This is a genomic window from Sulfobacillus thermosulfidooxidans, from assembly GCF_001280565.1.
Lineage (GTDB): Bacteria > Bacillota > Sulfobacillia > Sulfobacillales > Sulfobacillaceae > Sulfobacillus > Sulfobacillus thermosulfidooxidans_A.
Genome location: NZ_LGRO01000001.1, coordinates 697,699 through 719,907, shown reverse-complemented (window position 1 = coordinate 719,907; position 22,209 = coordinate 697,699). Strand labels below are relative to the sequence as shown.

Below are 22,209 nucleotides of genomic sequence, written 5' to 3'. Positions count from 1 at the left end.
AATATGTCAATTCAGTGGACCCTAAAAAAAGAGTATTCCGATGTCTTATTAGAAGAATATGAAGGCATAGCCAAAATTACCATTAACCGTCCAGAAGTTCGTAATGCGTTTCGTCCTCAGACTCTTTTTCAACTATCCGATGCCTTTAATATTGTCCGTGATGACCCCAACATCGGTGTGGCCATTCTTACTGGGCAAGGGGACAAGGCATTTTGTTCAGGAGGAGACCAGCGCATTCGCGGTGAAGGTGGATATGTGGATGATGAAGGCGTCGCCCGGCTTAACGTACTCGATTTGCAAAAACAAATTCGGGCTTTGCCTAAACCTGTTATCGCGATGGTTAAGGGTTATGCTATAGGCGGTGGACATGTTCTTCATATTGTCTGCGACTTAACGATTGCAGCCGATAATGCGGTTTTTGGACAAACAGGTCCCAAAGTGGGGAGTTTTGATGCAGGCTATGGGGCCACTTTGCTGGCTCGGATTGTTGGCCACAAAAAGGCCCGCGAGATCTGGTACTTATGCCGGCAATATTCCGCACAAGAGGCGTTAGATATGGGGCTCGTAAATACGGTCGTCCCGTTGGAACGCGTTGAAGAAGAAACGGTACAATGGGCCAAGGAAATCTTAGAAAAGAGCCCGATTGCTATCCGGTTCCTCAAGTCAGCCTTTAATGCCGACACAGACGGATTAGCTGGTTTACAAGAATTAGCGGGTAATGCTACCATGCTTTACTATATGACCGAGGAGGCTAAAGAAGGGAAAAACGCGTTTTTAGAAAAACGGAAACCCGATTTTTCTAAATTTCCGCGTTTACCCTAACCCATGGTAATGAACCTCATTCCTGATTGGCTATCAATGCGCGCCCAGCTCACTCCTGACCGTTTGGCCTTAACCAATGGTCAGGAGCACTGGACATTCGTACAATTGGATCAACTTGTTCGCCGATTGACTACCAGGCTCTCGCATTTAGGTCTCGCCGAAGGCGCGCGAGTAGCTATCTTGGCAGAGTCCTCAATGCCCATTGTGGCTGTGATTCACGCATTAACAAGGCTGCATGCCGTATTGGTTCCGCTCAATCCCCGTCTGATGCCGACCGATCTAGAGATATTGTTGAACGATGCCGAACCGCAAATCGTGATTGGCTCATCCGCGATGGCGCCATCATTTTCTCACACCATTACGCCTGAAGAATTATGGGATCATCTAGACGATGAACCATTGGCCGAATCCTCTCCCATCAATCTGGACCAAGTGCAATGTTTAATGTACACATCTGGAACCACAGGGAAGCCCAAAGGCGCTTTATTATCGTATGGCAACATTTTTTATAGTGCCAGCTTTAGTGCCATACATAATGGCACTTTAGCTTCGGACCTCTGGTTACATGTGATGCCTTTATATCATATAGGCGGTCTGTCCATCGTTTTTCGCAGTGTAATCACCGGAACTGGTATCGTTCTGCTTCCTCGTTTTGATACCGACGAGGTCTTTGAAATGATGAGTCGTTATCCAATATCCTTAATGTCTTTAGTTCCCACTATGCTTTACCGACTCTTGTCGGTCAACCAATCTTTCCCTCCTAGTTTACGATTAATCTTGCTCGGGGGGGCACCACCTGCTCCGAGCCTCATTGATGAGGCTCTGACCCGCCAGTTGCCGGTTGTGCAAACGTATGGATTAACAGAAACGAGTTCTCAAATCGCCACCCAACTCGTTCATGAATCGCGCATTCACAAAAATGCAGGCCATGCCATTTACCCAACCGACGTGGCCATATTATTCGATAATCACGTAACCCATGAGCCTCATCAAACCGGGGAGATTGTCGTCAAAGGTCCGACGGTGTTTCAGGGCTATTGGCGTGATCCGGCTCAAACGAAGGGAACATTTTGGCAAGATTGGCTGAAAACCGGTGATGTTGGATTTCTCGATGAAAATGGATATATTCACGTCATAGACCGACAAAAAGATCTCATTATTCGCGGGGGAGAAAATATTTCGCCCACCGAAATTGAAAGGGCTTTTCTAGCTCACCCGAAAGTCTTAGATGCGGGCGTATTAGCCATGGAGGACGCGGAATGGGGACAGGTCCCCCTGATCATGTTAGTGACAACGGCCCCTATCACGTTAGCAGAATGTAAAACGTGGGCTCATTCACAATTATCGTCTATCAAGCGGCCTGTTAAATATTATCATGCTAAAACGCTACCACGAACCGCAAGCGGCAAATTACGACGCATAGAACTCCGTCAAATGTGGCAAAGCGGGGCGTTTCATGAAATATTATGATATTTAATATCGATTAATATCGAATTAAGCGAGGGTATTAGCCATGACATGGCAGCAGTTTCTCAAAGTTAGTCGCCCGCCGACGCTGATGGCAACGGTTGTTCCGTTGTTGGTTGGGGGAGCTTTGGCTCTCAAATCTCACCATTTTGTTTTGTGGGCATGGCTTGATATTTTTCTCATCGCGCTGATTATGCAAATTGGCGCCAATATGCTAAATGAGTATTTCGATTATAAACGAGGCTTAGATGATCACGAGTCACTTGGCATCGGTGGAATTATCGTCACCGGAGAAGTCCGCCCTGAAACCGTGTGGTATTCAGCATTAATCATTTATGGTATCGCCTTGATCCTTGGCCTTATTCTTGTCGCCTTTAGAGGTCCCATATTGTTGGCGATGGGTTTAATGGGAATCATTGCCGGATTTTTATACACAGGCACATCCCATCCTATTTCGTCGACACCTTTTGGAGAGGTATTGGTCACGATTATTATGGGGCCGATTGAAGTACTCTCGACGCAATATGCAGCTGCAGATATTATGACCCGTCAAGGCGTTTTATTATCGATTCCCGTGGGCATCTCCGTCGCCACTATTCTTCTCGCTAACAATTTGCGTGATTATGCTAAGGACCGGAATCATGGACGAAGAACCCTTCCCATTGTTCTTGGTCAACAAGGAGGTTACTTCGCGCTCAACATCATGATTGCCATCATCTTAGGATGGATTACGGTGATGGTTTTCTTTGGTTCATTGCCCATCAGTGCGCTTTTAGTCTGGTTGGCTCTTCCTATCGTGGTAAAAAGTCTCACCGCATTGCACAAGCCGGAAGTCTTACCGAAAGCCGTCCCATTAATAGGGCGCATTCATGTGCTTATTGGCATTTTATTAACCATTGGGATATTGTGGTGAACAAAGGAAAACAAAGGAGCAGATAAATGGCAAACAACAATTCGTCTCAACTGGCCAGTTTAAAACTCAATGTGATGATTATGCGCATCGCCTTTCTCATTGCCTTTCTACTTGGTCTGGGCAGTTTATTCAACATTTTTCAGTTTACGGCAACTACGCTAGACGTCCACATCGCTGCCGGGATTATTGTGGCAATTGTCATGTGGTTTTTAGCTATTTCTTTGAGCCGGGCCAAACAACGCGGAAGCGGCGCCATGTGGGCTGCCGCTATTCTCATTGTCATCGGAGGGTTTATTGGTCTCTTTTTCTCCATAAAGAGTAATGCGCTGGGAATTGCCCATTTAGTGATTATGATTGTCGCGATGGGTCTTGCCGAAATGGGTTCGTCTCTGGCCAAGAAGACCTCATAAGGCGTTAACCATATTGATGGATGAGATGAGTGAGCTCGGGGGGCATTTCTCCGGGCTCACACTGCTTTAAGGTGTTTGCATTGGCTAGTGTATCAATCTGCAGCACACCGCCCGGCAAATGCGATATTGGAACCGAGCCTGGAGGAATGTTGGGTCCTCCAAATTCATCCGGATTTATATGATCTTTTGCCAGTTGTTTCAACATTCCCGCGCTGTAAGATACCGGATTGCCGGGAAAGGGCGTCAATGGTGTAAACACATTGTTGCGAGTTCCTAGGGCTTGATCGACCAGATGAGGGTCAACCGCTAAGGCCGCCCGCATGGGCGCAATCGCGTCCACAGGCGTAAACCAATCCATTCCCTTATGAATCGAAAAGTCTTTCATCGGCAAGGGTTTCATATTGATAACGACCGTCGTTTGTGGTGTCCCTGCCTCCACACGAAGTTTAAACGCGTGAATATCACTTTCGTATTCCCCTTGCCATCCCGTGACATGGGCTTCTGTAATATTTTGACCCAGTGACGTTGTTTGCGGAATAAATAGCCCGCCCACCGTAAGCAGTGCAGCGACCCCGATGATAAAACCCATGCTTTGTGTATTCACAAAATTTCGCGGAATCCCTTCGCTTTGAAGGTCAACACAAGATGACATACTCATCAAATGTCATCTTGGAATCCCGCTCCTCCTTTCATCCTGTACCAAAATTGTGCGTTGTAAAAGGCGAACGACAAGTCTTTTCATATCACACGATAATTTGTCCCGCCTCAACCGCTCATAAAACTCCAGCTACTTCATAGAAATTAGTCCATTATCATAGTAATGGACTAATCATCTTCAAAATGCCGTTTCTCACGTTACGTAAACTCTATCATGTGAAAAAACTTCCCAAAATTTTGGGATTAGACCCAATAACCACGTCTAGTACTCTTCATCGATTGAGCCGATCATTCGTAACGACTATGTCATAAAAATTATAACATGACAATAGACCATGCAACGCTTCCCATGATTTGGTTTCTTGCGTCTCCTGGACCAATGACGCGTGTGAGATAGTTTGTTGAATCGATGGACTCTTCCATAGACACCGTGCTGCACAGTACGTAGTCAAATTAAATGGATCCTTAAGGAGTTTGATGCGGCCTAGCCTACTCACCAAAGCCTCTACGCGGTCAGGCTTTTTTCGGAGGCAAATAAAAAAACCCGCAATCGCTTGCGGTGTCATAAAATGGCTGGGGAGGCAGGACTCGAACCTGCGAATGCGGGATCCAAAGTCCCGTGCCTTACCAACTTGGCGACTCCCCAATATGAATTGAATAATGGTGGAGCTTAGCGGGATCGAACCGCTGACCTCCTGCGTGCAAAGCAGGCGCTCTCCCAGCTGAGCTAAAGCCCCGACACTGGAGCGGGTGATGGGAATCGAACCCACGTAATCAGCTTGGAAGGCTGAGGCTCTACCATTGAGCTACACCCGCATATCTGGCAGGCCAGGAGGGACTCGAACCCCCAACCCGCGGATTTGGAGTCCGCTGCTCTACCAATTCGAGCTACTGGCCTAATTTTGGTGGGCCATGAAGGATTCGAACCTTCGACACTCCGCTTAAAAGGCGGATGCTCTAACCAGCTGAGCTAATGGCCCAATTTGGTGACCCCAGCGGGATTCGAACCCGCGTTACCACCTTGAAAGGGTGATGTCCTAGGCCTCTAGACCATGGGGTCTTTGGTGGAGATGAGGGGAATCGAACCCCTGACCTCTTGAATGCCATTCAAGCGCTCTCCCAACTGAGCTACATCCCCATTTGCCACTGTCCACTGCGAACCGCGCTTTCTTATTATAAAGACCTCATGGTCTTCGGTCAAGACTTTTCTTTCGGCTCGTTTGTTGGCGTCGCAACAAAAGCAATTTTATCATCCCCATGGTCTATGGTCAACATTCAACCAGCGGCTACGCGATTTTTTCCTTGACGTTTTGCTGCATACATTGCGCGGTCCGCTGCAGCAAATAATTCCTCTGCGGTCATCGGCGGACGGAATTCCGCCGCCCCAACACTTATTGTTGCGCCAATCATAGAATCTTTCCAGGCAAACTTTCCATCCATTTCGCGACGAATACGTTCGCCCACGCGAACCGCTTCGTCCAAGGCCGTTTCCGGTAAAATAATCACAAACTCATCGCCTGCATAACGGCAGGCCGTGTCCCGATCACGAATACTTCGGCGAATAACGTTCGCCAACATTTGGAGATGCGTGTCACCAGCAACATGTCCATATCGATCGTTAATTTGTTTTAGGCTATCTGAGTCGATCAGAAGAAGAGACAACGACGTATTTGTTGCTACTGCGTAGTCGACTGCGGAACGCAAAACGAGGGAAAAATGACGAGAATTACCGAGATTAGTGAGATAGTCGGTTAAAGCAATCGACTCGGTTTTTTGGTACAATTGGGCATTTTGAATAGCTATAGCGGCTTGCGAGGCTACAGACGACACAAACTCCATATGGTCGTCATCATAATCGATGCGATATGATTGCACCGACATGGCTCCGATTATCCGCCCTTCATACATTAACGGCGAAAAAATCGCACTTTTGGGAACGCGGAACGATCCCGTCAGTTGCGAGGCTCCCATATTATCTCGCAGTAATAAGGGTTCATTCCGTAATAAGACCTGTTCCGTCGGTGTTCCAGGGCCAATCGCGAGAACTTCTGGAGGATATTCTTTCCCCTCATCAAATAAATATTGCATCAGAATATGGCCGGGATCATTGGGTATCGTTAAAGCCACAAAAAAGAATCGGTTTCAAGTTCGTCAGCCACGGCTTGATGCAAGGAGCGCAAGAGTGTCCCCATTTCTAAGTTGCGGTTAACAATCCGCCCGACACGCTCCAAAACTGCCAGTAGTCTCCCCCGTTTGAGAGAATTGGCTTGCGCGCTTTCAAAACGAATTTGATTCACGACCATATCCGCAAGTCCTTCAAGAATAACGCGATGATCAATTAAAGGATTCTTTTTTCGTATACCAGCAAAAGCTAAAACTCCAATAATTTGATCGCCGTCCTTTAAAGGAATCAAAGCTAATTCCCGATAGCCACGGGCTAACAGACCATGTCCCACCTTGACCGCCTCGTGGCTGGATAAATTTTTAAAATACGTAATCTCTAAAGATGTTAACGCGGACAGTTCATAGCTTTCGCGGGGATCCCATTCCCCTTCGGTATTTAATCCGATTTGGGCAATCAATTTGAGTTTTCCTGATGCGGTCCATTTGGCTGCATAACCCGCTTCGGTATCGAGGAGTTGGAGTCCTGTTTGTAAAATCGTCTGTACCACGGCTGGTAAGCTTGACAGTTTAACGACCGACTCCTGCAAACTTTTTAAGGCTTGAATTTGTTCCATGGGCAAACTACTGTTATACAGTGCACGTAGTGTTTGCCGCAGTGACAAGCCTAAGGCAGTAGCCGTGATGCCTAAAAAGCCAAGGATTAATTCCCGCCACCAAAATTGCCAATTGTCCCAACCATGAGACGCTAACGCATAGGCAATTAAGATGCCGAGAGTTCCCCATGTGGCCCAAAGAATAGAAGAATAAACCGCCAAGAATAATAAATCAAGGGTATATAACAAAAACCCTTGACTAGCAAATCCGCCGGTAACGTGAATTCCCACCGATATAAGAACAACATCGATGGGAATCATCACCATATTAAATCGGCTAAGCATATTCTTGTTGTGACGGCCTTGTCGCACAATTAAAGACGTTGCCCAATATAATCCCACGATAATCCAAACAATCCATCTAAATGGCATGGTCACAGCAAATATTGCTGCTAACGTCCATTCTAACGAACGAGACGCCCATATCACGTCATCGGTATCAAAACGTTGCCATATTGAACCTTCGCGCATCGTTATCTCCCAGTACAGTCCAATTTATCCTGTACTGTTCGCGATCTGATTAAAAAAATCCTTTTAAATTGTGAAGAATTTTATGCCAACTGTTACTTAATTTGGGCGCTCAGGCAATATTCTCACATCTGCATAACCTCGAAATGGCATTTTGACTTTGGTGATAGCGCCAATATCATTCACTAACAAGTCCGGGACTTCCCGAATGATTTTAGCTGTGACCGTATTGCCTATTAGCCAATAAAAATCTCCTAAATCAATCCAGTCATCAATCCAGCATTCAAAATGTGCGACAGCGTTAGCCCATAGAGGCACTCCCGTATGTTCGCCATAAACAATCTCATTGAGTCCTAGTTTCTCCGGAGTCTGGGCTCCTTGCAGAAAACGTATTAACAAATCTTTTTGGTCTGCGGCCACTAACGACAGACCTATGCGGCGTCCGCGTTGAACAATTACTGCTCCTTCCATTTCTTTGGCCATAGCAATACCCATACGCGGAGGTTTATGCGACATAGGGCTAATCCAGCACCCATTATGCATATGACTTTTTTCTCCATCCGATGTGGAAATGATAAACGTTCCACGACGCCGAAAATCATAAACCGGTTCTGTCCAGTCAAACTTCGCGCCTGTATCCATTCACATCTCCTTCCTATGTTTTAGAACTCGTTCTTATATCATTGGGGAATATCTTGATAAGCCCACGGTGTGATAGTTCGCACATCCATCCCACGACTTTCAACGCGTCCTCCCACCATAATAACCGATGTAGTTGGACCAAATAGCAAATGACCAAACTGTTGATAACCTTGAGGGGATAACCGCGCTTCCAAAACTCCCGTTTCATCTAGAACAGAAAAAAATACGACAGTCTTCCCACTCCGTGTTGGCGGACGATGAGGGCGAATTAATAATCCTACACAACGAGCAAAACGTCCAGTTTTCATCTGGCGTATATCTGACGTCGACAGAAATCCTTGACGGCGAAGATATTTGCGCCACGGTGCCATCCATTGCTGATGTTGTCCAAACCCGCAATATTGATAGTCCCATGCATTTTGTGTGGTCAAAGAAGGCGGGTGAACCGGTTTGACATGACGTGCCCTTAAATAGAGACCCTGCGGTAACAATAAATCCTCTATTAAAACATCCCGGGGAACATTGAGGCTATCCCACGCGCCAATATGAATGGTTATTGTCGCTTGAGCCACCGTTAATCCCATATCAAGCAATTGTCGTGGTGAATGAAATCCTTCTTTTGGCCGGTTACTGACAATTCGCTTAGCTAAATTCAATCCTATATGCTTAATAAACCCAAGCCCGATTCGCAAAGCCTTTTCTCCCACTTTTGTGACGCCGACATCACTCTGATTAATATCAATAGGATAAATTTCAATGCCACGACGCCTAGCTTCTACCAAAAGCACATCAATAGGATAATAACCGAGTGGCTCCGCATTAAGTAATCCCATAAAATACTCTGTAGGATAATGCCTTAAAAGATAAGCCGTACGGTACGCCGTTTCCGCAAAAGCTGTGGCATGTGCTTCATTAAATCCATAACTGGCATATCCCACAATTTGTTGAAACACCGCCTCAGCAACATTTATTGGCACACCTCGTTGTTGGGCTTTTGCTTTGAATTTTTGTCCGAGTTCTTGCATATCTTCAACCGACCGGGCATGAGTCATCACCCGTCTTAAGGCATCGGCTTCTCCGGGAGTAAATCCGGCTAAAGTGCTCGCAATGGCAATCACTTGTTCTTGAAAAAGCACAACACCATACGTTTTAGACAAAATCGGTTCCAATGCTGGATGCAAATAGGTTACAGGTTCTCGCCCTTGTCTTCGGGCAATAAAGGGATCCACCATATTCCCCTTAATAGGTCCCGGCCGAATTAATGCAAGACTCGCGACAATATCCTCCCAACGATCAGGCTGCAATCTGAGAGCTAATGACCGTTGAGCTGGACTTTCAAGTTGAAAAACCCCAATTCCCTCTCCTTGTTGCAATTGTTCATAGGTCTTTACGTCATGTAATGGAATCGCATCATAAGAAAAATCCGGTGTATCTTGCAAGATAGTTTGTGTTGCAATATCAATAGCCGTAAAAGTTCTCAATCCCAATAAATCTAATTTCAGCAGTCCTAATGTCTCCACATCACGTTTATCAAATTGAATAATTTGTACACCTTTTTGCGAGATTTCGCGCGGGCTAATGGCGGATAACGGCCGATCACTAATCACAACACCTCCTAAATGCGTTCCAATATGACGAGGTAACCCTTCAATTTTTGCTGCCCATTGCAAGAGAGTTTGGAGTTTAGAGTGTTCTGGATATTGTCTCAGCTCAGGAATCTCATTCCAATGAGCAATAATATGGGATAGAGAGCCTTCGGGAAGTGATTTCGCCACGCGGTCTAACTCTTCAGTGGGAAATCCTAAGACTTTTCCCACTTCACGCAGAGCCGAACGTTGACGAAAAGTTTGATACGTGGCCACCCGCGCCACATGTTCTTCTCCATATCGGCTGTGAACATACGCAATCACCTGATCCCGGTAACGCGCATCGAAATCTATATCAATATCTGGCATTTCTTGACGTTCCGGACTCATAAATCGTTCAAATAATAAATTGCGAGAAAATGCATCAACCTCTGTAATTCCTAAACAATACGCGACGACAGAATCAGCAGCCGATCCACGTCCCGCAAATCGAATGTGATGTTCTCTGGCAAAACGCGTAACATCCCAGACCACAAGAAAATATTCGGTAAACCCTGAGGCCTCAATAATTTTTAGTTCGTGTTCAATACGTGGCCATACTTTCGTAAGGCGATCCTTATATCGCCATTGGGCACCTTTTTTGACTAATGTCCTAAGATATTCCTGAGCACTCACATTTGAGGGCAAGGCAAAATGAGGGGCATAACGCTGGTTTAAAATATTGGGTGTTTCTAAGCGTTCCGCTAATTGTAACGTATTAGATAAGGCTTGGGGCCAACGACTTAATGCCGTTTCTATTGCCGACCATGGCTTAATATAATTTTCGGCATTTAAATATCGTGATGGATCAATCTCTTCAATCTTTTGCCCAAGTCGGATACATGTCAATAAATCAAAAGTCCCAAAATCTTTTTTCTCCGCATAGTGAGCAGCAGAAGTTGCTATAGTCGGGATTTTTTTCCAGGCAGACAAATCCGTTAACGCATGAAAAAAAGCACCGTCACCAGGAAGATAATTAGCAGCCATTTCAATAAATAGATTAGATTTTCCAAAAATCGCTGCCAATCGTTCAAGAATCGCAGGCATTTGCGCCTTCTGTTGTTTAAACCATGCCTGTCCCAAAATTCCTCGGCGATCTCCCGTTAAAGCCACAAGCCCTGCCCCATAATGCTCCAACATGTCCCAGCTGACACGAGGATTCAAGCGGGGCGATGTAAGATGAGCCTCTGATAATAACGACACTAAAGCGGAATAGCCCTCTGTGTTTGGCACAAGCAAAACGAGACGTCCCAGGTTCTCTACCTCAACTTCTGCGCCGACTATAGCTCGAATTCCGAACTGTTTCGCTTCGTTTAAAAATGTCACAATGCCGGATATGCGGTGCGTATCTGTTAGAGCAATAGTCGTAATATTTTCTGCGGCCGCTTGCCTAATCAAATCACGCGGTAATGATGCCCCTTCGAGAAATGAAAAGGCCGAATGTACATGCAAGTGTGCTCCCGGACGCGTCAATGTCATGATGGTCAAGTCCTCTTGATCCTAGGTATTATGCTTATTGACTTTATTGAAGAGCCATTGCCTGCAGTTTTTTAATGAGGGGCAACGCACGAGTGTAAAGATGATCCAAAGGAGAATTTTTTCGAATACGAAAAACATGATGACCGATACGAATAGGAGCTGAATGCGTCGTGGCTGTTGGAAAGACAATAACCTTCCCCATAAGAGTTACACCGCCTTTCTAATCGTAAACACGATAAATCCACCATTGATTACTTTGAGGGTAACAGACTAATTCATAAACTCCTTGATTCTCCGTCAACACTCTCCAAAACCAAAGTTCAGGTTCTCCACGCCACCACTCCGAAACATCTCGCCAATAATCAATAATGCGAATAATTTTATGAAATTGACCGTGCCACCAGAACCGGTAAGGCACACGATCTTTTAGTTCGACTTTAACCAGAGATTTTGGTTGATCTTCTAATCCCGAATAAGTTCCATTCATAACAAAACCTCGTAAATTCCTTCTTAAACTATCGGCAACTATCGGTGGTAAAGCCTCGTCTTTCTTAGCTTGAATGATCCAGAACCAGGTCTAATTTAGCCGATTGAGTTTTTAGTTCTTCCCGACGACAGTACGGCGCCAGGGATCCCAATATTGCAGTAATTGATCACGTCGGGAAATAGGCGATAAGCCAGGTATCATTTCTATATGGTGTGTCGGAATAGAGCCCCACCACATTAACTGGTCCGAATCTAAAGCCTCGGGATGATGGGCTTCCAACGTCACACGTTCCAGATAAACGGAAGGAAGACGCAAAACGAGAGACAAAAAACGCGTCACGACTTGCTGAATATTTTGAGTAGGCAAAGGCCATTTACGTTCTCGAACTTCGATCCCTTGATCACCTTGCCAGATAATACGAAAATACCGGCTGCCTTGATGATTTTTTTGAAGAATCTCTCCCACTTTCGATGCCAAGTCGCGAATTAATTCTAGAAATCCCTGCTGAAGAGGTTCTTCAAAACCCATTGTGACACGAATAGGTTCCCGAGATTTATAAAAAGCCAATGAGAACGAGTTCTTCTGCTCTTGCAAAAGCTGATGGGCATGGGGAACATCTCCGACTTTGTCCCATCCACGTCGTTTCCATTCCTGGATTGTTCGCATAGGCAGAAGAGGAAACCATTTTAAAGGTATTTCTTCCCACATTTTCTCAGTATTCTGTAATGGAAGAACATAGGCAATTTGTGCATCCTCTTGCCATCGTTCCACCCACTGCGGATATTTTTCCCCAAATAAGGAAATCCACCGCGAAAGCAACGGGTGAATAGATATTCCCATTCGAATACGTAAGGCCCACCGTGGTACTAACTCTTTAATTAATTGACGCCATTCATCATAACGGATTTCCGGTTGTTGCCAATAACCTTCTCGGACATCTTCCAGTCGGTAAGAAATCGTGTGTTGTTCCAGCCAAGATGATAGGTAATTATAAGTCTGTTGATAATCTTCAGGGCGCCAAGGGATCCATTTAGCTTGAGGATAATGCCATTTAATTTCTTCAACCGGCATGTTGGGTTGAATTCCCAGATCCCATCCTTGTCTATCGACATCAAATACAACATGATCACGGACGACAATATAAGGTTCTTGAAGGATATGGCCAGACCGGACAATATGTCCTAAATACCAATAAATAATCATCTTGATCTCTCCATGGAACATTTGTTCGCTTTTCTGCTTTTATTATACCCACCCCATCGGGGTTTATCAATCAAAAAGGGTCTGGAACTTTTCGTCAAAGTTCCAGACCCTCGAAAAATAGCAGCATCACCGGGAAGACTGTGTAGATGACCATTGGGGAGGACGTTTTTCTTGAAAGGCTGTAATCCCCTCACGGGAATCTTCAGACATGGCAACGAGTGATACCATATTTTTAAGATATTCAACGGCTTTATGATATTCCAGATCCTGAGCTTGGCTCCATGCTTCTTTGCCCATTCGTGTAATCAACGGGCTACCTAGACTAATCATCTCGGCCATCTCCATGGCCTGACGCTGTACTTCGCCAAAAGGAACTACCGCATTGCAAAATCCCCATTGATTCATTTCGTCTGTCCTCACCAAACGTCCTGTCAGAGCCAGTTCTAACGTTCTCCTGGGCCCAATCAGCCGGGATATTGGGGCCATAACAACCATGGGAAACAAGCCAATTTTCACTTCCGGCAAACCAAAATACCCATCTTCAGCCGCAATGACAAAATCTGCCGCTGCTGCTAGTCCCATGCCGCCAGCTAATGTATAACCAAATGTAGCAGCAATAACCGGCACAGGCACCTGGTGAATGGTTTCGATTAACGTGGCCATTAAAGAAAAATAATGACGAACTGCCTCTACGGTTTTGAGTGTGGCCACTTCATTCAAATCAGCTCCAGCACAAAAGGCTTTTTCTCCTTGCGCACTGAGAATAATGACACGAACTTCCGGGTCTTGCCCCAATGACGAAAATGCGTGAATCAGGTCTTGAATCGTTTCGCGGTTCAAGGCATTACGGACTTCCGGGCGATTTAAAATGATTTTAGCAATGGATTTCCGCTCAATTTGGATGTTCATCCCGGTATCATCCCTTCTTCATCAAATAGCTTTAAGAAAACTCACAACAACTAATTTTTCGCATTCACCGGTACCATTTTGCCGCCAGCATGAAAAACTTTAGACGGCACATCATGCCCTAACTTTTCCACCAAAAACTGCGTCGTGGACAGTAATTGCGGTAAATCAATTCCTGTGGAAATACCCATTTCTGTCAGACAATAAACGCTATCTTCCGTGGATAAATTTCCTCCCGCTCCGGGCGAAAACGGGGAACCACCGATGCCTCCCAACGCCGTTTCAAATCGTGATGCCCCACTGCCGATTGCTGCCAATAAATTGGCCAGGGCCGTTCCTCGTGTATCATGAAAATGCAAAGCCAATTGAATTCCAGGCAATTTCTGCTGAAATGCTTGCACTATTTGCGCCACTTGTTTGGGATTGGCTACCCCTACGGTATCTCCTAAAGCGATTTCTGCAATACCGAGGTCTTGTAAACGTTCTGCCAATTCTAATACCGAAGACAACGGGACAATACCCTCATATGGACAACCAAAAGCCGTGACAATAACCGCAGACACCGTAATTCCGTAAGGTCGAGCCATGGCACAAATATCATGAAAGCCCTTAAGAGATTCATGAATTGAGCGATGCACATTTTTTTGATTATGGGTTTCGCTCGCCGATACAAAAACAGTCATTTCATCAGGTTTCGTCGCAATAGCCCGTTCTGCTCCTTTGGGATTAGGAACTAACACGGAATAAACAACTCCTGGTTTGCGTTCGATAGATGTCATGACCTGTTCCGCATCAGCCATTTGTGGAAGCCACTTCGGACTAACAAATGATGTAACTTCGATCCGGGGTACACCCGCTTGCGCTAATTGATTGACCAACCGGACTTTATCTTCCGTATTTAAAATAACGTGTTCTGCTTGAAGCCCATCTCGAGGCGATACATCCCGAAACCATACAAACTCCGGTTCTTTCCATTGCCATGCCATCTGTTTGCACCTCTTTTCTTAAACGGGATTTACCGGATGCCGACGCATGCTAAAGTCCCGGGACTTATTTTGATATAAATGAAATCGCCGGATAAGTTCGTCTCGAAGATTATGTGGATCAATGACATCATCCACAATCAATTCCGATGCCAATCGCAAGATGTCAATGTCCTGACGATAGGCCTCTTGTTGAGCCCGAATAAACGCTTGGCGTTCTTCACCTTCTAGCTCCTGAATTTTATTGTAGTAAACTGCATTCACAGCAGCTTCCGGCCCCATCACAGCAATTTGAGCTGTCGGTAAGGCTAAGACCGCATCGGCGCCAAAAGCGGGGCCAGCCATGGCGTATAGTCCCGCTCCATAAGCCTTACGAACAATCACGCTAATCTTAGGCACAGTAGCCTCAGACACGGCGGCAATAAATTTTGCACCGTGACGAATAATCCCTTGTCGCTCAACCTTGGTTCCAATCATAAATCCCGGTACATCCGCCAAAAACAGCAGTGGAATATTAAAGGCATCGGCTAAATTGATAAACCGCGCGGCTTTATCGGCGGAATCCACAAATAATACTCCGCCTTTGACCTTGGACTGGTTAGCCACAATGGCAATCGGTTCTCCATGAAGGCGGGCGAATCCTACAATAATTTCGGGAGCAAAGAGGGGTTTAATGGGAAACCAACTGCCTTCGTCTACCAAGCCCCAAATGACTTGGTGCATATCAAATGGAACATTTTGATTCGTTGGAATCACCTGATCCCAATTTGTGGGCACGGGATCTTTCGGCGAACGAATGGGAGGTTTTTCCGTATAATGATTCGGAAAATACGATAAATATTGCTTGCCCCATAAGATGGCCTGCTCTTCATCCGCCGCCAATAAATCGCCATTTCCGCTCACCGAACAGTGCATACGAGCGCCACCCATTTCTTCCAGGCTGACTTTTTCTCCTATAACCATTTCAGCCATGCGCGGCGATCCCAGATACATCGAAGCATTTTTATCCACCATAATGACGACATCAGTGAATGCGGGAATATACGCTCCTCCTGCGGCCGAAGGGCCAAATAGCAAGCAAATCTGGGGAACTCGTCCAGACAATTTAACCTGATTATAAAAGATTCGTCCCGCTCCTCGCCGCCCCGGAAACATTTCCACTTGATCGGTAATCCGGGCGCCTGCCGAATCTACAAGATAAAAAATCGGACAATTCATATCCATGGCTTTTTCTTGAATACGGAGGATTTTTTCAACGGTTCTCGCTCCCCATGAGCCCGCCTTCACCGTGGGATCATTCGCCATTACCACAACAGGGCGGCCTTCAATAGTCCCCATCACGGTTACCACACCATCGGCCGCTAGGTCGTCATCCGCTAGCGCATTGGCAAACAATCCGTCTTCTACGTAGCCGGGATCGAGCAACAGATCGAGCCGTTGGCGCACGGATAATTTATGAGCGGCACTGAGTCGTTCATGATATTTAGGAGGTCCTCCGGCTAACGCTTTTTGCCGTGCTTGCGCCAATTCATCAGCTGTCACAATATCTTCCGCCTTTCACGCAATGACCTTCTGCATTGTCATCCTAAAGGCAGGACAACCACATCAAGGTCTTGACTCTTTTTAATGATGCAGGGCTTAAGAACCTTAGGGGTTAAAAGAATAGTCCCGGTTCTTGAGATCACATCTCATCTTCTAAAATAATCAAGGGATCACTTTCATTAACAAAATCGCCCTCGTGAACAACCACGTCTTTTACGCGTCCACCTATTTCCGCTTCAATGGGGATTTCCATTTTCATTGATTCAAGACGGACCACTTCCTGTCCCGGTGTAATCATGTCTCCTGGTGCAACGAGAATTTTGAAAACGGTTCCAGCTAAACTTGCCACAATCTTTGTCATCTGTTCAATTCCCCTTTATTTCCGATATATTTTTCTGAAAACCACCCATGAAGCGCAGTAATGGGCTGAAATCCCCTATCCGACCATATTCCATCTGTTACAGCTTCCCCACGCCAATACCACATATTTTGGTCATCGCATCTTAGGGCCAAGCCTGGCGATGGTTGAATGATTTCTTGGTCCCATAGGCCCACGGGGCCTAAAATTAACGCATGCCACAATAAAATCCTTGGTCCGCTCTGATAAGCCCAAAATCCCGGTATTGGAGAGGAGCGATAAACAAATACCTGGTTGCCTTTGTGCCGATAAGGCACGTGGTTCATCCAACGGACAAAATATGGCCCTCCTACCGTGTATGCGATATCCCATGCTTGCCAGGCTTCAATCGCCGCCTCCACAGCCCGGTGAGAAAAGAGCCACCTGCGGCCAAAAGCAGTGGCACTCAAGGCCCAAGGATTAGGAAAACGGGTTGGAACTCTTTGCCCATAAATAGATTCTGGCGTGAGAGGCATGCAAGGACCCGGACGGTCAACGGAAAATGTGCTTCCCCCTATCCATCCGGCTAAAATATCGCCCCAACATGAGGGGAGAAACGAAAAATGACTTGTCCGTGTCCAGTAGCGAAGACGGTTCTCACTTAACTGAGCTATCCATTGTTCAAGCGCTATCAACCCTTGTGAAGATTCTGTTGGCATTACCCTTTAAGCTCCAATTGGCGGGCAATCACAATCCGCTGAATTTCGGATGTCCCTTCTCCAATTTCCAGAAGTTTAGCATCCCGCATAAAGCGTTCTACGGGGAAGTCATGCATATACCCTGCTCCACCATGAATTTGTACCGCTTGTAAAGCGGCCCGCATCGCCGTTTCGGAAGCAAATAATTTGGCCATGGCGGCTTCTTTGGCATAAGGCCGATGTTGATCTTTTAACCAAGCCGCTTTGAGAACCATCATCCGGGCTAGCTCTACCTCCATGGCCATATCAGCCAGCTTAAACTGAATCGCCTGGAAATGATCCAAAGTTTTTCCAAATTGCTTGCGCTGACGACTGTAACTTAATGATGCATCTAAACATGCTTGAGCCACCCCGACACTCAAGGCGCCAATGCTAATGCGGCCCCCGTCCAATATATCGAGAAATTGGTGAAAACCTTTACCCACTTCACCCAACACATTTTCTTCAGGAATTTCGACATTGTCCATGTATACTTCGCAGGTTTCACTCGAGCGCATACCCATTTTCTTATAGTTTGCCGTAACCTTAAGCCCCGGAATTCCTTGAGGAATAATAAAAGCCGAGATTTGTCTTTGTTCCCGGTCCGTTCGTGCTGTGGCCACGATATAGCCAGCGTGTTTCGCATTCGTGATGAAAATTTTTGTTCCGGAAATATGATAAACATTTCCATCTTTCTTCGCAAAAGTTTGGGTACCGCCCGCATCCGAACCGGCCTCCGGCTCTGTTAAACCAAAAGCCGCCAAAAATTCCCCTTGAATGGCCGGCACAAGATATTTTTCCTTTTGTTGAGATGTTCCAAAATATGCAATGGGTGAACAGCCCAAAGACACGTGAGCCGCAAATCCGAGTCCCAAAGACGCATCCACGCGACCGATTTCTTCGACTGCCAACGCATAGCTAATAGTACTTGCGCCTGAACCCCCCCACTCTTCAGAAAATGGCAAGCCGTAAAACCCTAACTTGCCCATTTCTTGCATGATATCCCAGGGAAACTCTCCCGTTTCATCCCGTTCATCAGCTCCGGGGCGAACCCTTTCATTGGCAAATTCTCTCACAGTATTCTGAATCATCTGTTCATCCGTTGTTAAATCCCAATTCACATGGACTTCTCCTTTATAGGTCAATTTCAAATTCATTCTACCGCGAATTCCCTGTGAACGACTATAATTGAAGTCAATCTAACAAATTGTCAGATACTAAACGTACATAGTCACAGGTTAGCTTTTTAACATAGCAAATTTGTAAACGGAGGAATGGTATGCTGACTGCACCCGAATTACGCGCCCTCAAAGGACAAAGACCTTCAGTGTGGATTACAGCTTATGATGTCGTACAAGCGCAAGTCGCCGAAGAAGCTCGAGTTGATGTCATTCTCGTAGGCGATTCTTTAGGTATGACAACAATGGGCTATGATTCCACAATCCCAGTAACCCTTAATGATATGATCCATCACGCGACCATGGTTCGGCGCGGCGCCCCAAACACCATGATGATTGTCGATTTCCCGTTTTTAACCTATCCCGACGTTCCAACAGCATTGAGAAATGCGGGACGCATTATGCAAGAAACTTTGGCAAATGGCGTGAAATTAGAAGGCGGTCATGAAATTATTGATGTGGTTGATGCCCTCATCCGGGAAAAAATCCCGGTCATTGGCCACTTAGGATTAACACCCCAGAGTATTCATACTATGGGCGGCTATAAAGTCCAAGCTAAGACGTCTGCGAGCATTGAACGTCTTCTTCGCGATGCCAAAGAACTCAGTGACCATGGCGTCAGCGCTATCGTTTTGGAAGGAATTCCTGACCGCGTGGCAGCGTTTGTAACGCAACACATTGAGGCGCCTACTATTGGCATTGGCGCGGGTTCACAGGTTGATGGACAAGTCCTGGTTTTTCATGACTGTCTTGGATTGAGTCCTAGTCTGCCCAAATTTGCAAGACCCTTTGCTCATGTTCGCGACGCGATGATCCAGGGATTACAAAATTACCGCCAAGCCGTAATGGAGAAATCTTTTCCCAGCGACAGCGAAACCTATCATATACCAGATAGCGAATGGGACAAGTTTGTTGAGGAATATGGACGATGAGATTAGCTATTATTGGCACGGGAGCTATGGCTCGCTATTACGCCAAAGTCTTTGATATTTTAGATCCTGTTATGGTGGGCCGTCACGGCGGCCCTTTTCTTCTCAAACAAGGCGACCAAATAACCCGGATGACGCCTCGATTTTTGTCGTGGCATGATGCCCACGTCTCCTTATTCGACGTGATCATTTTAGCGGTAAAATGGCCCGCGATGCCTCTTGTAAAACAATTTTTGCGAGACGCTCGCCAAGAATTACTAGTCATCTCACTCATGAATGGCATGGGTCAAGAAGAGGCTCTAATCCCTCCCCTCGCACCAGAGCAATTGATGGTTGGCGTTACCACCGATGCAGTGACCGCGTATTGGGATAATCAAGCACAGCTTCCTGCTGCCCGCGTCAGTGCCGTTGGTCAAACGATCCTGCCTTTGTTGCCTCATCCTTTGCTACCGTTGTGGCAAAAACAATTACAACGCCTGAATCTCACATCTTCTTGGAAATTCTTTTCATCTCAGGCAGTATTACGGGAGCGATGGATTAAACTCATTGCCAATAGTGTCATCAATCCTCTTACGGCTTTGGCCAATGTCACCAATGGTGACCTGCCCCAGCTTCCCTTATGGTCCTTGTCTACCGCACTAATCCACGAAGCAACCCATGTCGCCCAAGCTATAGGATTGTCTATTGATGATGACTTGTCTTCCCGTCTATTGCAACTTTGTCAAGCTACTGCCACTAATAAGTCTTCGATGTTGCAAGACATCGAACAGCATAAAGTCACCGAAATCGATGCCATTAATGGCTATATTGTGCGGATGGGCCATGATCATGCCATCGATGTCTCAACCCATCAAGCGCTTGTTCATTTAATTCACACGTTAAGTCAACAAAAATGACACAATTCCCCAGGCCAAAGACATCTGATGGGTCAGACTTAGTGGGATACGTCCATGGATTGAAAAAATCATCACGGTAAAAAGTCATAGAATCTAGACGCGACCATGGATAGGACAAACAACTCGACATCGATCTAAAACCCGTGATATTCCAAAGGAAAAGAGAAAAATGAAATGTTTCTCGACATTTTAAATCATCACGGCAATTCATGACGATGTTCAACATTGCCGGTATAGGCATAAAAACCCCTTGAAAGGAGGTCAAAGCGCGGCGTATTGTCTCAAAAAAAGCAGGCGTAATTCGCCGCGCTCTATTTATGATGACATCTCGAGATCGTCAAACCGAACCACCTTTATGGAGGATTGAGGCTATTGGTATTGAACCGGTTCCCGAAAAAGACCGGTATGGCGGAGCTCCTCAACTATTTTGGGTATGGTTCGCGGGAAATCTTTCGTTTGCTTATTTGGTTATTGGTGCCGTTATTTGGACCTTCGGGCTGTCACTTTGGCAGAGCGTTTTGGCCTTAATATTGGGTTTATCCACGTACTGGATTATCGGATATCTGGGACTTCCCGGACAGCGAACGGGCATCCCGACTATGGCATACTCTGCGCGCTATTTTGGGGCTCATGGCAACCGATTTATGGCCATTATCTCGTGGATTAACATGTTAGGTTGGGAGACCGTGGTTCTCGTTATCGCCACCTATGCCATGGAAACGATTTTCAAGTTACTTTTCGGAATCCCAACGACCATCTTCTGGCTACTATTGTCCTTGATACTCTCAGCCGCTCTAGAGTTAACCATCGCATTTTTCGGCCATGCCTTGATTGAGAGATTTCAGCAATGGTTCTCCTATATTTTTGGCGTATTGACCCTTTTCGTCCTCATGGCATTTATCCCGCATGTCAAATGGCATGTGATTGCCGCCAAGGCGCCTGGACCATGGCTTGACAGCTTTCTTCCAGCGGTCACGATTGTCGTTGCAGCGAGTGTCCTGTCTTGGGTCACAACGGCATCTGATTATACACGTCATTTGCCAAAAACCATACCACCCCAAAAAGTTGTCCGTGCGGCAGCATGGGGCTCAATTGTTTCGACGGGATTAATGATGTTTGCAGGGCTCTTGCTCAGCCAAAGTGCTCCCAACTTATCTTCCGCTGTTAATCCCATTGCGTTATTACTAAAATGGATGCCAGCGTGGGCGGAAATTCCCTACTTGCTCGTGACCACAATTGGCATTATCGCTGGTGGTATCCTTGATGCGTATTCATCCGGATTAAGCTTATTGGCTGCTGGGGTCAAAGTGCCTCGTTCTCGTACGATTGGTGTTGATGCCATCGTCTCTATTGGTGCCAGTCTTTATGTCTTGTTGGTTTCTCAGCAATTTCTCTTTTCCTTTGAAGCATTTTTAAGTCTTATTGCAGGATTCTTGGCACCTTGGGCCGCCATTGCCTTAATGAACGTTTCCCATGCCCCCAGGGCATCCGCCACAGCGGCAATGATCTCATGGATTTTGGGAGCAGGCATTGCCCTTTCTACGACGTCCACGGCCATTTTTACAGGTCCCTTGGCTTTGGATATTTTTCGTACGTCATCATTGGGATACTTCCTGGGCTTTTCCGTCACTTTAGTCGTTTACTGGACGTGGAGCACGCTACATCCACCCATTGAAGCGACTACGTAATCCTCACAATCAATGGTTCTGGCGTATTGGTGTGTTTGCAGTGGGAATTAAATCCATGCCGCA

Annotated in this window: 21 protein-coding genes and 7 tRNA genes; 7 read left to right on the top strand and 21 right to left on the bottom strand. The window is 46.1% G+C overall.

The features are described 5' to 3' along the window. Positions 1 to 3: 3 nt before the first annotated feature. Genes menB through AOA63_RS03835 form a run of 4 tightly spaced genes read left to right on the top strand, consistent with a single transcriptional unit; the run spans position 4 to position 3,612 of the window. Positions 4 to 822 carry a 1,4-dihydroxy-2-naphthoyl-CoA synthase gene (gene menB, locus AOA63_RS03850; protein ID WP_053958484.1) on the top strand — a complete coding sequence of 273 codons (819 nt, stop codon included), beginning with the start codon at positions 4 to 6 and terminating at the stop codon, positions 820 to 822. Positions 823 to 825: 3 nt separating this feature from the next. Beyond that, positions 826 to 2,292, top strand: a complete 1,467-nt coding sequence (menE, locus tag AOA63_RS03845) for an o-succinylbenzoate--CoA ligase (protein ID WP_082343729.1) — start codon at positions 826 to 828, stop codon at positions 2,290 to 2,292. 43 nt (positions 2,293 to 2,335) lie between these two features. Continuing rightward, positions 2,336 to 3,202, top strand: coding sequence for a 1,4-dihydroxy-2-naphthoate octaprenyltransferase (gene menA / locus AOA63_RS03840; RefSeq protein ID WP_053958482.1), 867 nt, complete (start codon positions 2,336 to 2,338; stop codon positions 3,200 to 3,202). 26 nt (positions 3,203 to 3,228) lie between these two features. Then, entirely contained in the window at positions 3,229 to 3,612 is a 384-nt protein-coding gene (locus tag AOA63_RS03835) for a hypothetical protein (RefSeq protein WP_053958481.1), read from the top strand. A gap of 4 nt (positions 3,613 to 3,616) precedes the next feature. Here the strand turns inward: AOA63_RS03835 and AOA63_RS03830 are convergent, their stop codons facing one another. From AOA63_RS03830 to AOA63_RS03735, 21 genes are all read right to left on the bottom strand, one after another. Next, positions 3,617 to 4,201: a hypothetical protein gene (locus tag AOA63_RS03830; RefSeq protein ID WP_139061494.1), complete on the bottom strand. Its 585-nt coding sequence runs from the start codon at positions 4,199 to 4,201 to the stop codon at positions 3,617 to 3,619. Between the two features lie 638 nt (positions 4,202 to 4,839). Continuing rightward, positions 4,840 to 4,915: transfer RNA gene (locus tag AOA63_RS03825), tRNA-Gln, on the bottom strand. A gap of 15 nt (positions 4,916 to 4,930) precedes the next feature. Continuing rightward, positions 4,931 to 5,006, bottom strand: a tRNA-Ala gene (locus AOA63_RS03820). A 5-nt stretch (positions 5,007 to 5,011) separates the two neighbouring features. Beyond that, a tRNA-Gly gene (locus tag AOA63_RS03815) sits at positions 5,012 to 5,085 on the bottom strand. Between the two features lie 5 nt (positions 5,086 to 5,090). Next, positions 5,091 to 5,167, bottom strand: a tRNA-Trp gene (locus AOA63_RS03810). A 5-nt stretch (positions 5,168 to 5,172) separates the two neighbouring features. Then, positions 5,173 to 5,249, bottom strand: a tRNA-Lys gene (locus tag AOA63_RS03805). A 4-nt stretch (positions 5,250 to 5,253) separates the two neighbouring features. Further along, positions 5,254 to 5,329, bottom strand: a tRNA-Glu gene (locus AOA63_RS03800). 2 nt (positions 5,330 to 5,331) lie between these two features. Beyond that, positions 5,332 to 5,407 (bottom strand) — tRNA-Ala (locus AOA63_RS03795). 137 nt (positions 5,408 to 5,544) lie between these two features. Next, a complete protein-coding gene (locus tag AOA63_RS03790) occupies positions 5,545 to 6,396 on the bottom strand; it encodes a sensor domain-containing diguanylate cyclase (RefSeq protein WP_053958479.1) in 852 nt (283 codons plus the stop codon). Next, a complete protein-coding gene (locus tag AOA63_RS03785) occupies positions 6,387 to 7,517 on the bottom strand; it encodes a GAF domain-containing protein (protein WP_053958478.1) in 1,131 nt (376 codons plus the stop codon). The genes AOA63_RS03790 and AOA63_RS03785 overlap by 10 nt, the downstream gene beginning before the upstream one ends. 96 nt (positions 7,518 to 7,613) lie before the next feature. After that, entirely contained in the window at positions 7,614 to 8,156 is a 543-nt protein-coding gene (locus AOA63_RS03780; RefSeq protein WP_053958477.1) for a flavin reductase, read from the bottom strand. 38 nt (positions 8,157 to 8,194) lie between these two features. After that, positions 8,195 to 11,260, bottom strand: a complete 3,066-nt coding sequence (locus AOA63_RS03775) for a DNA polymerase III subunit alpha (protein WP_053958476.1) — start codon at positions 11,258 to 11,260, stop codon at positions 8,195 to 8,197. A gap of 43 nt (positions 11,261 to 11,303) precedes the next feature. Beyond that, a complete protein-coding gene (locus AOA63_RS19675) occupies positions 11,304 to 11,462 on the bottom strand; it encodes a hypothetical protein (protein WP_171822604.1) in 159 nt (52 codons plus the stop codon). An 18-nt stretch (positions 11,463 to 11,480) separates the two neighbouring features. After that, positions 11,481 to 11,747: a DUF6504 family protein gene (locus tag AOA63_RS03770; RefSeq protein WP_053958475.1), complete on the bottom strand. Its 267-nt coding sequence runs from the start codon at positions 11,745 to 11,747 to the stop codon at positions 11,481 to 11,483. 111 nt (positions 11,748 to 11,858) lie between these two features. Further along, positions 11,859 to 12,950 carry a hypothetical protein gene (locus tag AOA63_RS03765; RefSeq protein ID WP_053958474.1) on the bottom strand — a complete coding sequence of 364 codons (1,092 nt, stop codon included), beginning with the start codon at positions 12,948 to 12,950 and terminating at the stop codon, positions 11,859 to 11,861. 126 nt (positions 12,951 to 13,076) lie between these two features. Further along, a complete protein-coding gene (locus AOA63_RS03760) occupies positions 13,077 to 13,859 on the bottom strand; it encodes an enoyl-CoA hydratase/isomerase family protein (protein ID WP_053958473.1) in 783 nt (260 codons plus the stop codon). A 50-nt stretch (positions 13,860 to 13,909) separates the two neighbouring features. Next, positions 13,910 to 14,842, bottom strand: coding sequence for a hydroxymethylglutaryl-CoA lyase (locus AOA63_RS03755; RefSeq protein ID WP_053958472.1), 933 nt, complete (start codon positions 14,840 to 14,842; stop codon positions 13,910 to 13,912). A gap of 18 nt (positions 14,843 to 14,860) precedes the next feature. After that, positions 14,861 to 16,381: an acyl-CoA carboxylase subunit beta gene (locus AOA63_RS03750; protein WP_053958471.1), complete on the bottom strand. Its 1,521-nt coding sequence runs from the start codon at positions 16,379 to 16,381 to the stop codon at positions 14,861 to 14,863. 139 nt (positions 16,382 to 16,520) lie between these two features. Next, on the bottom strand, positions 16,521 to 16,742 hold the full coding sequence (locus tag AOA63_RS03745; RefSeq protein ID WP_053958470.1) for an acetyl-CoA carboxylase biotin carboxyl carrier protein subunit: 222 nt from the start codon (positions 16,740 to 16,742) through the stop codon (positions 16,521 to 16,523). Then, the gene (locus tag AOA63_RS03740) at positions 16,739 to 17,437 is read right to left on the bottom strand and encodes a hypothetical protein (RefSeq protein WP_053958469.1); all 699 of its coding nucleotides are present in this window, start codon (positions 17,435 to 17,437) and stop codon (positions 16,739 to 16,741) included. Before AOA63_RS03740 ends, AOA63_RS03745 begins: the two co-directional genes overlap by 4 nt. Beyond that, on the bottom strand, positions 17,437 to 18,576 hold the full coding sequence (locus AOA63_RS03735; RefSeq protein ID WP_053960600.1) for an acyl-CoA dehydrogenase family protein: 1,140 nt from the start codon (positions 18,574 to 18,576) through the stop codon (positions 17,437 to 17,439). The genes AOA63_RS03740 and AOA63_RS03735 overlap by 1 nt, the downstream gene beginning before the upstream one ends. A gap of 158 nt (positions 18,577 to 18,734) precedes the next feature. Between AOA63_RS03735 and panB the strand changes: the two genes are divergently transcribed. From panB to AOA63_RS03720, 3 genes are all read left to right on the top strand, one after another. Beyond that, on the top strand, positions 18,735 to 19,565 hold the full coding sequence (gene panB / locus AOA63_RS03730) for a 3-methyl-2-oxobutanoate hydroxymethyltransferase (RefSeq protein WP_053958468.1): 831 nt from the start codon (positions 18,735 to 18,737) through the stop codon (positions 19,563 to 19,565). Then, entirely contained in the window at positions 19,562 to 20,458 is an 897-nt protein-coding gene (locus AOA63_RS03725; RefSeq protein ID WP_053958467.1) for a ketopantoate reductase family protein, read from the top strand. Before panB ends, AOA63_RS03725 begins: the two co-directional genes overlap by 4 nt. Before the next feature lie 317 nt (positions 20,459 to 20,775). Continuing rightward, positions 20,776 to 22,146, top strand: coding sequence for a purine-cytosine permease family protein (locus tag AOA63_RS03720; protein ID WP_053958466.1), 1,371 nt, complete (start codon positions 20,776 to 20,778; stop codon positions 22,144 to 22,146). Positions 22,147 to 22,209: the final 63 nt, after the last annotated feature.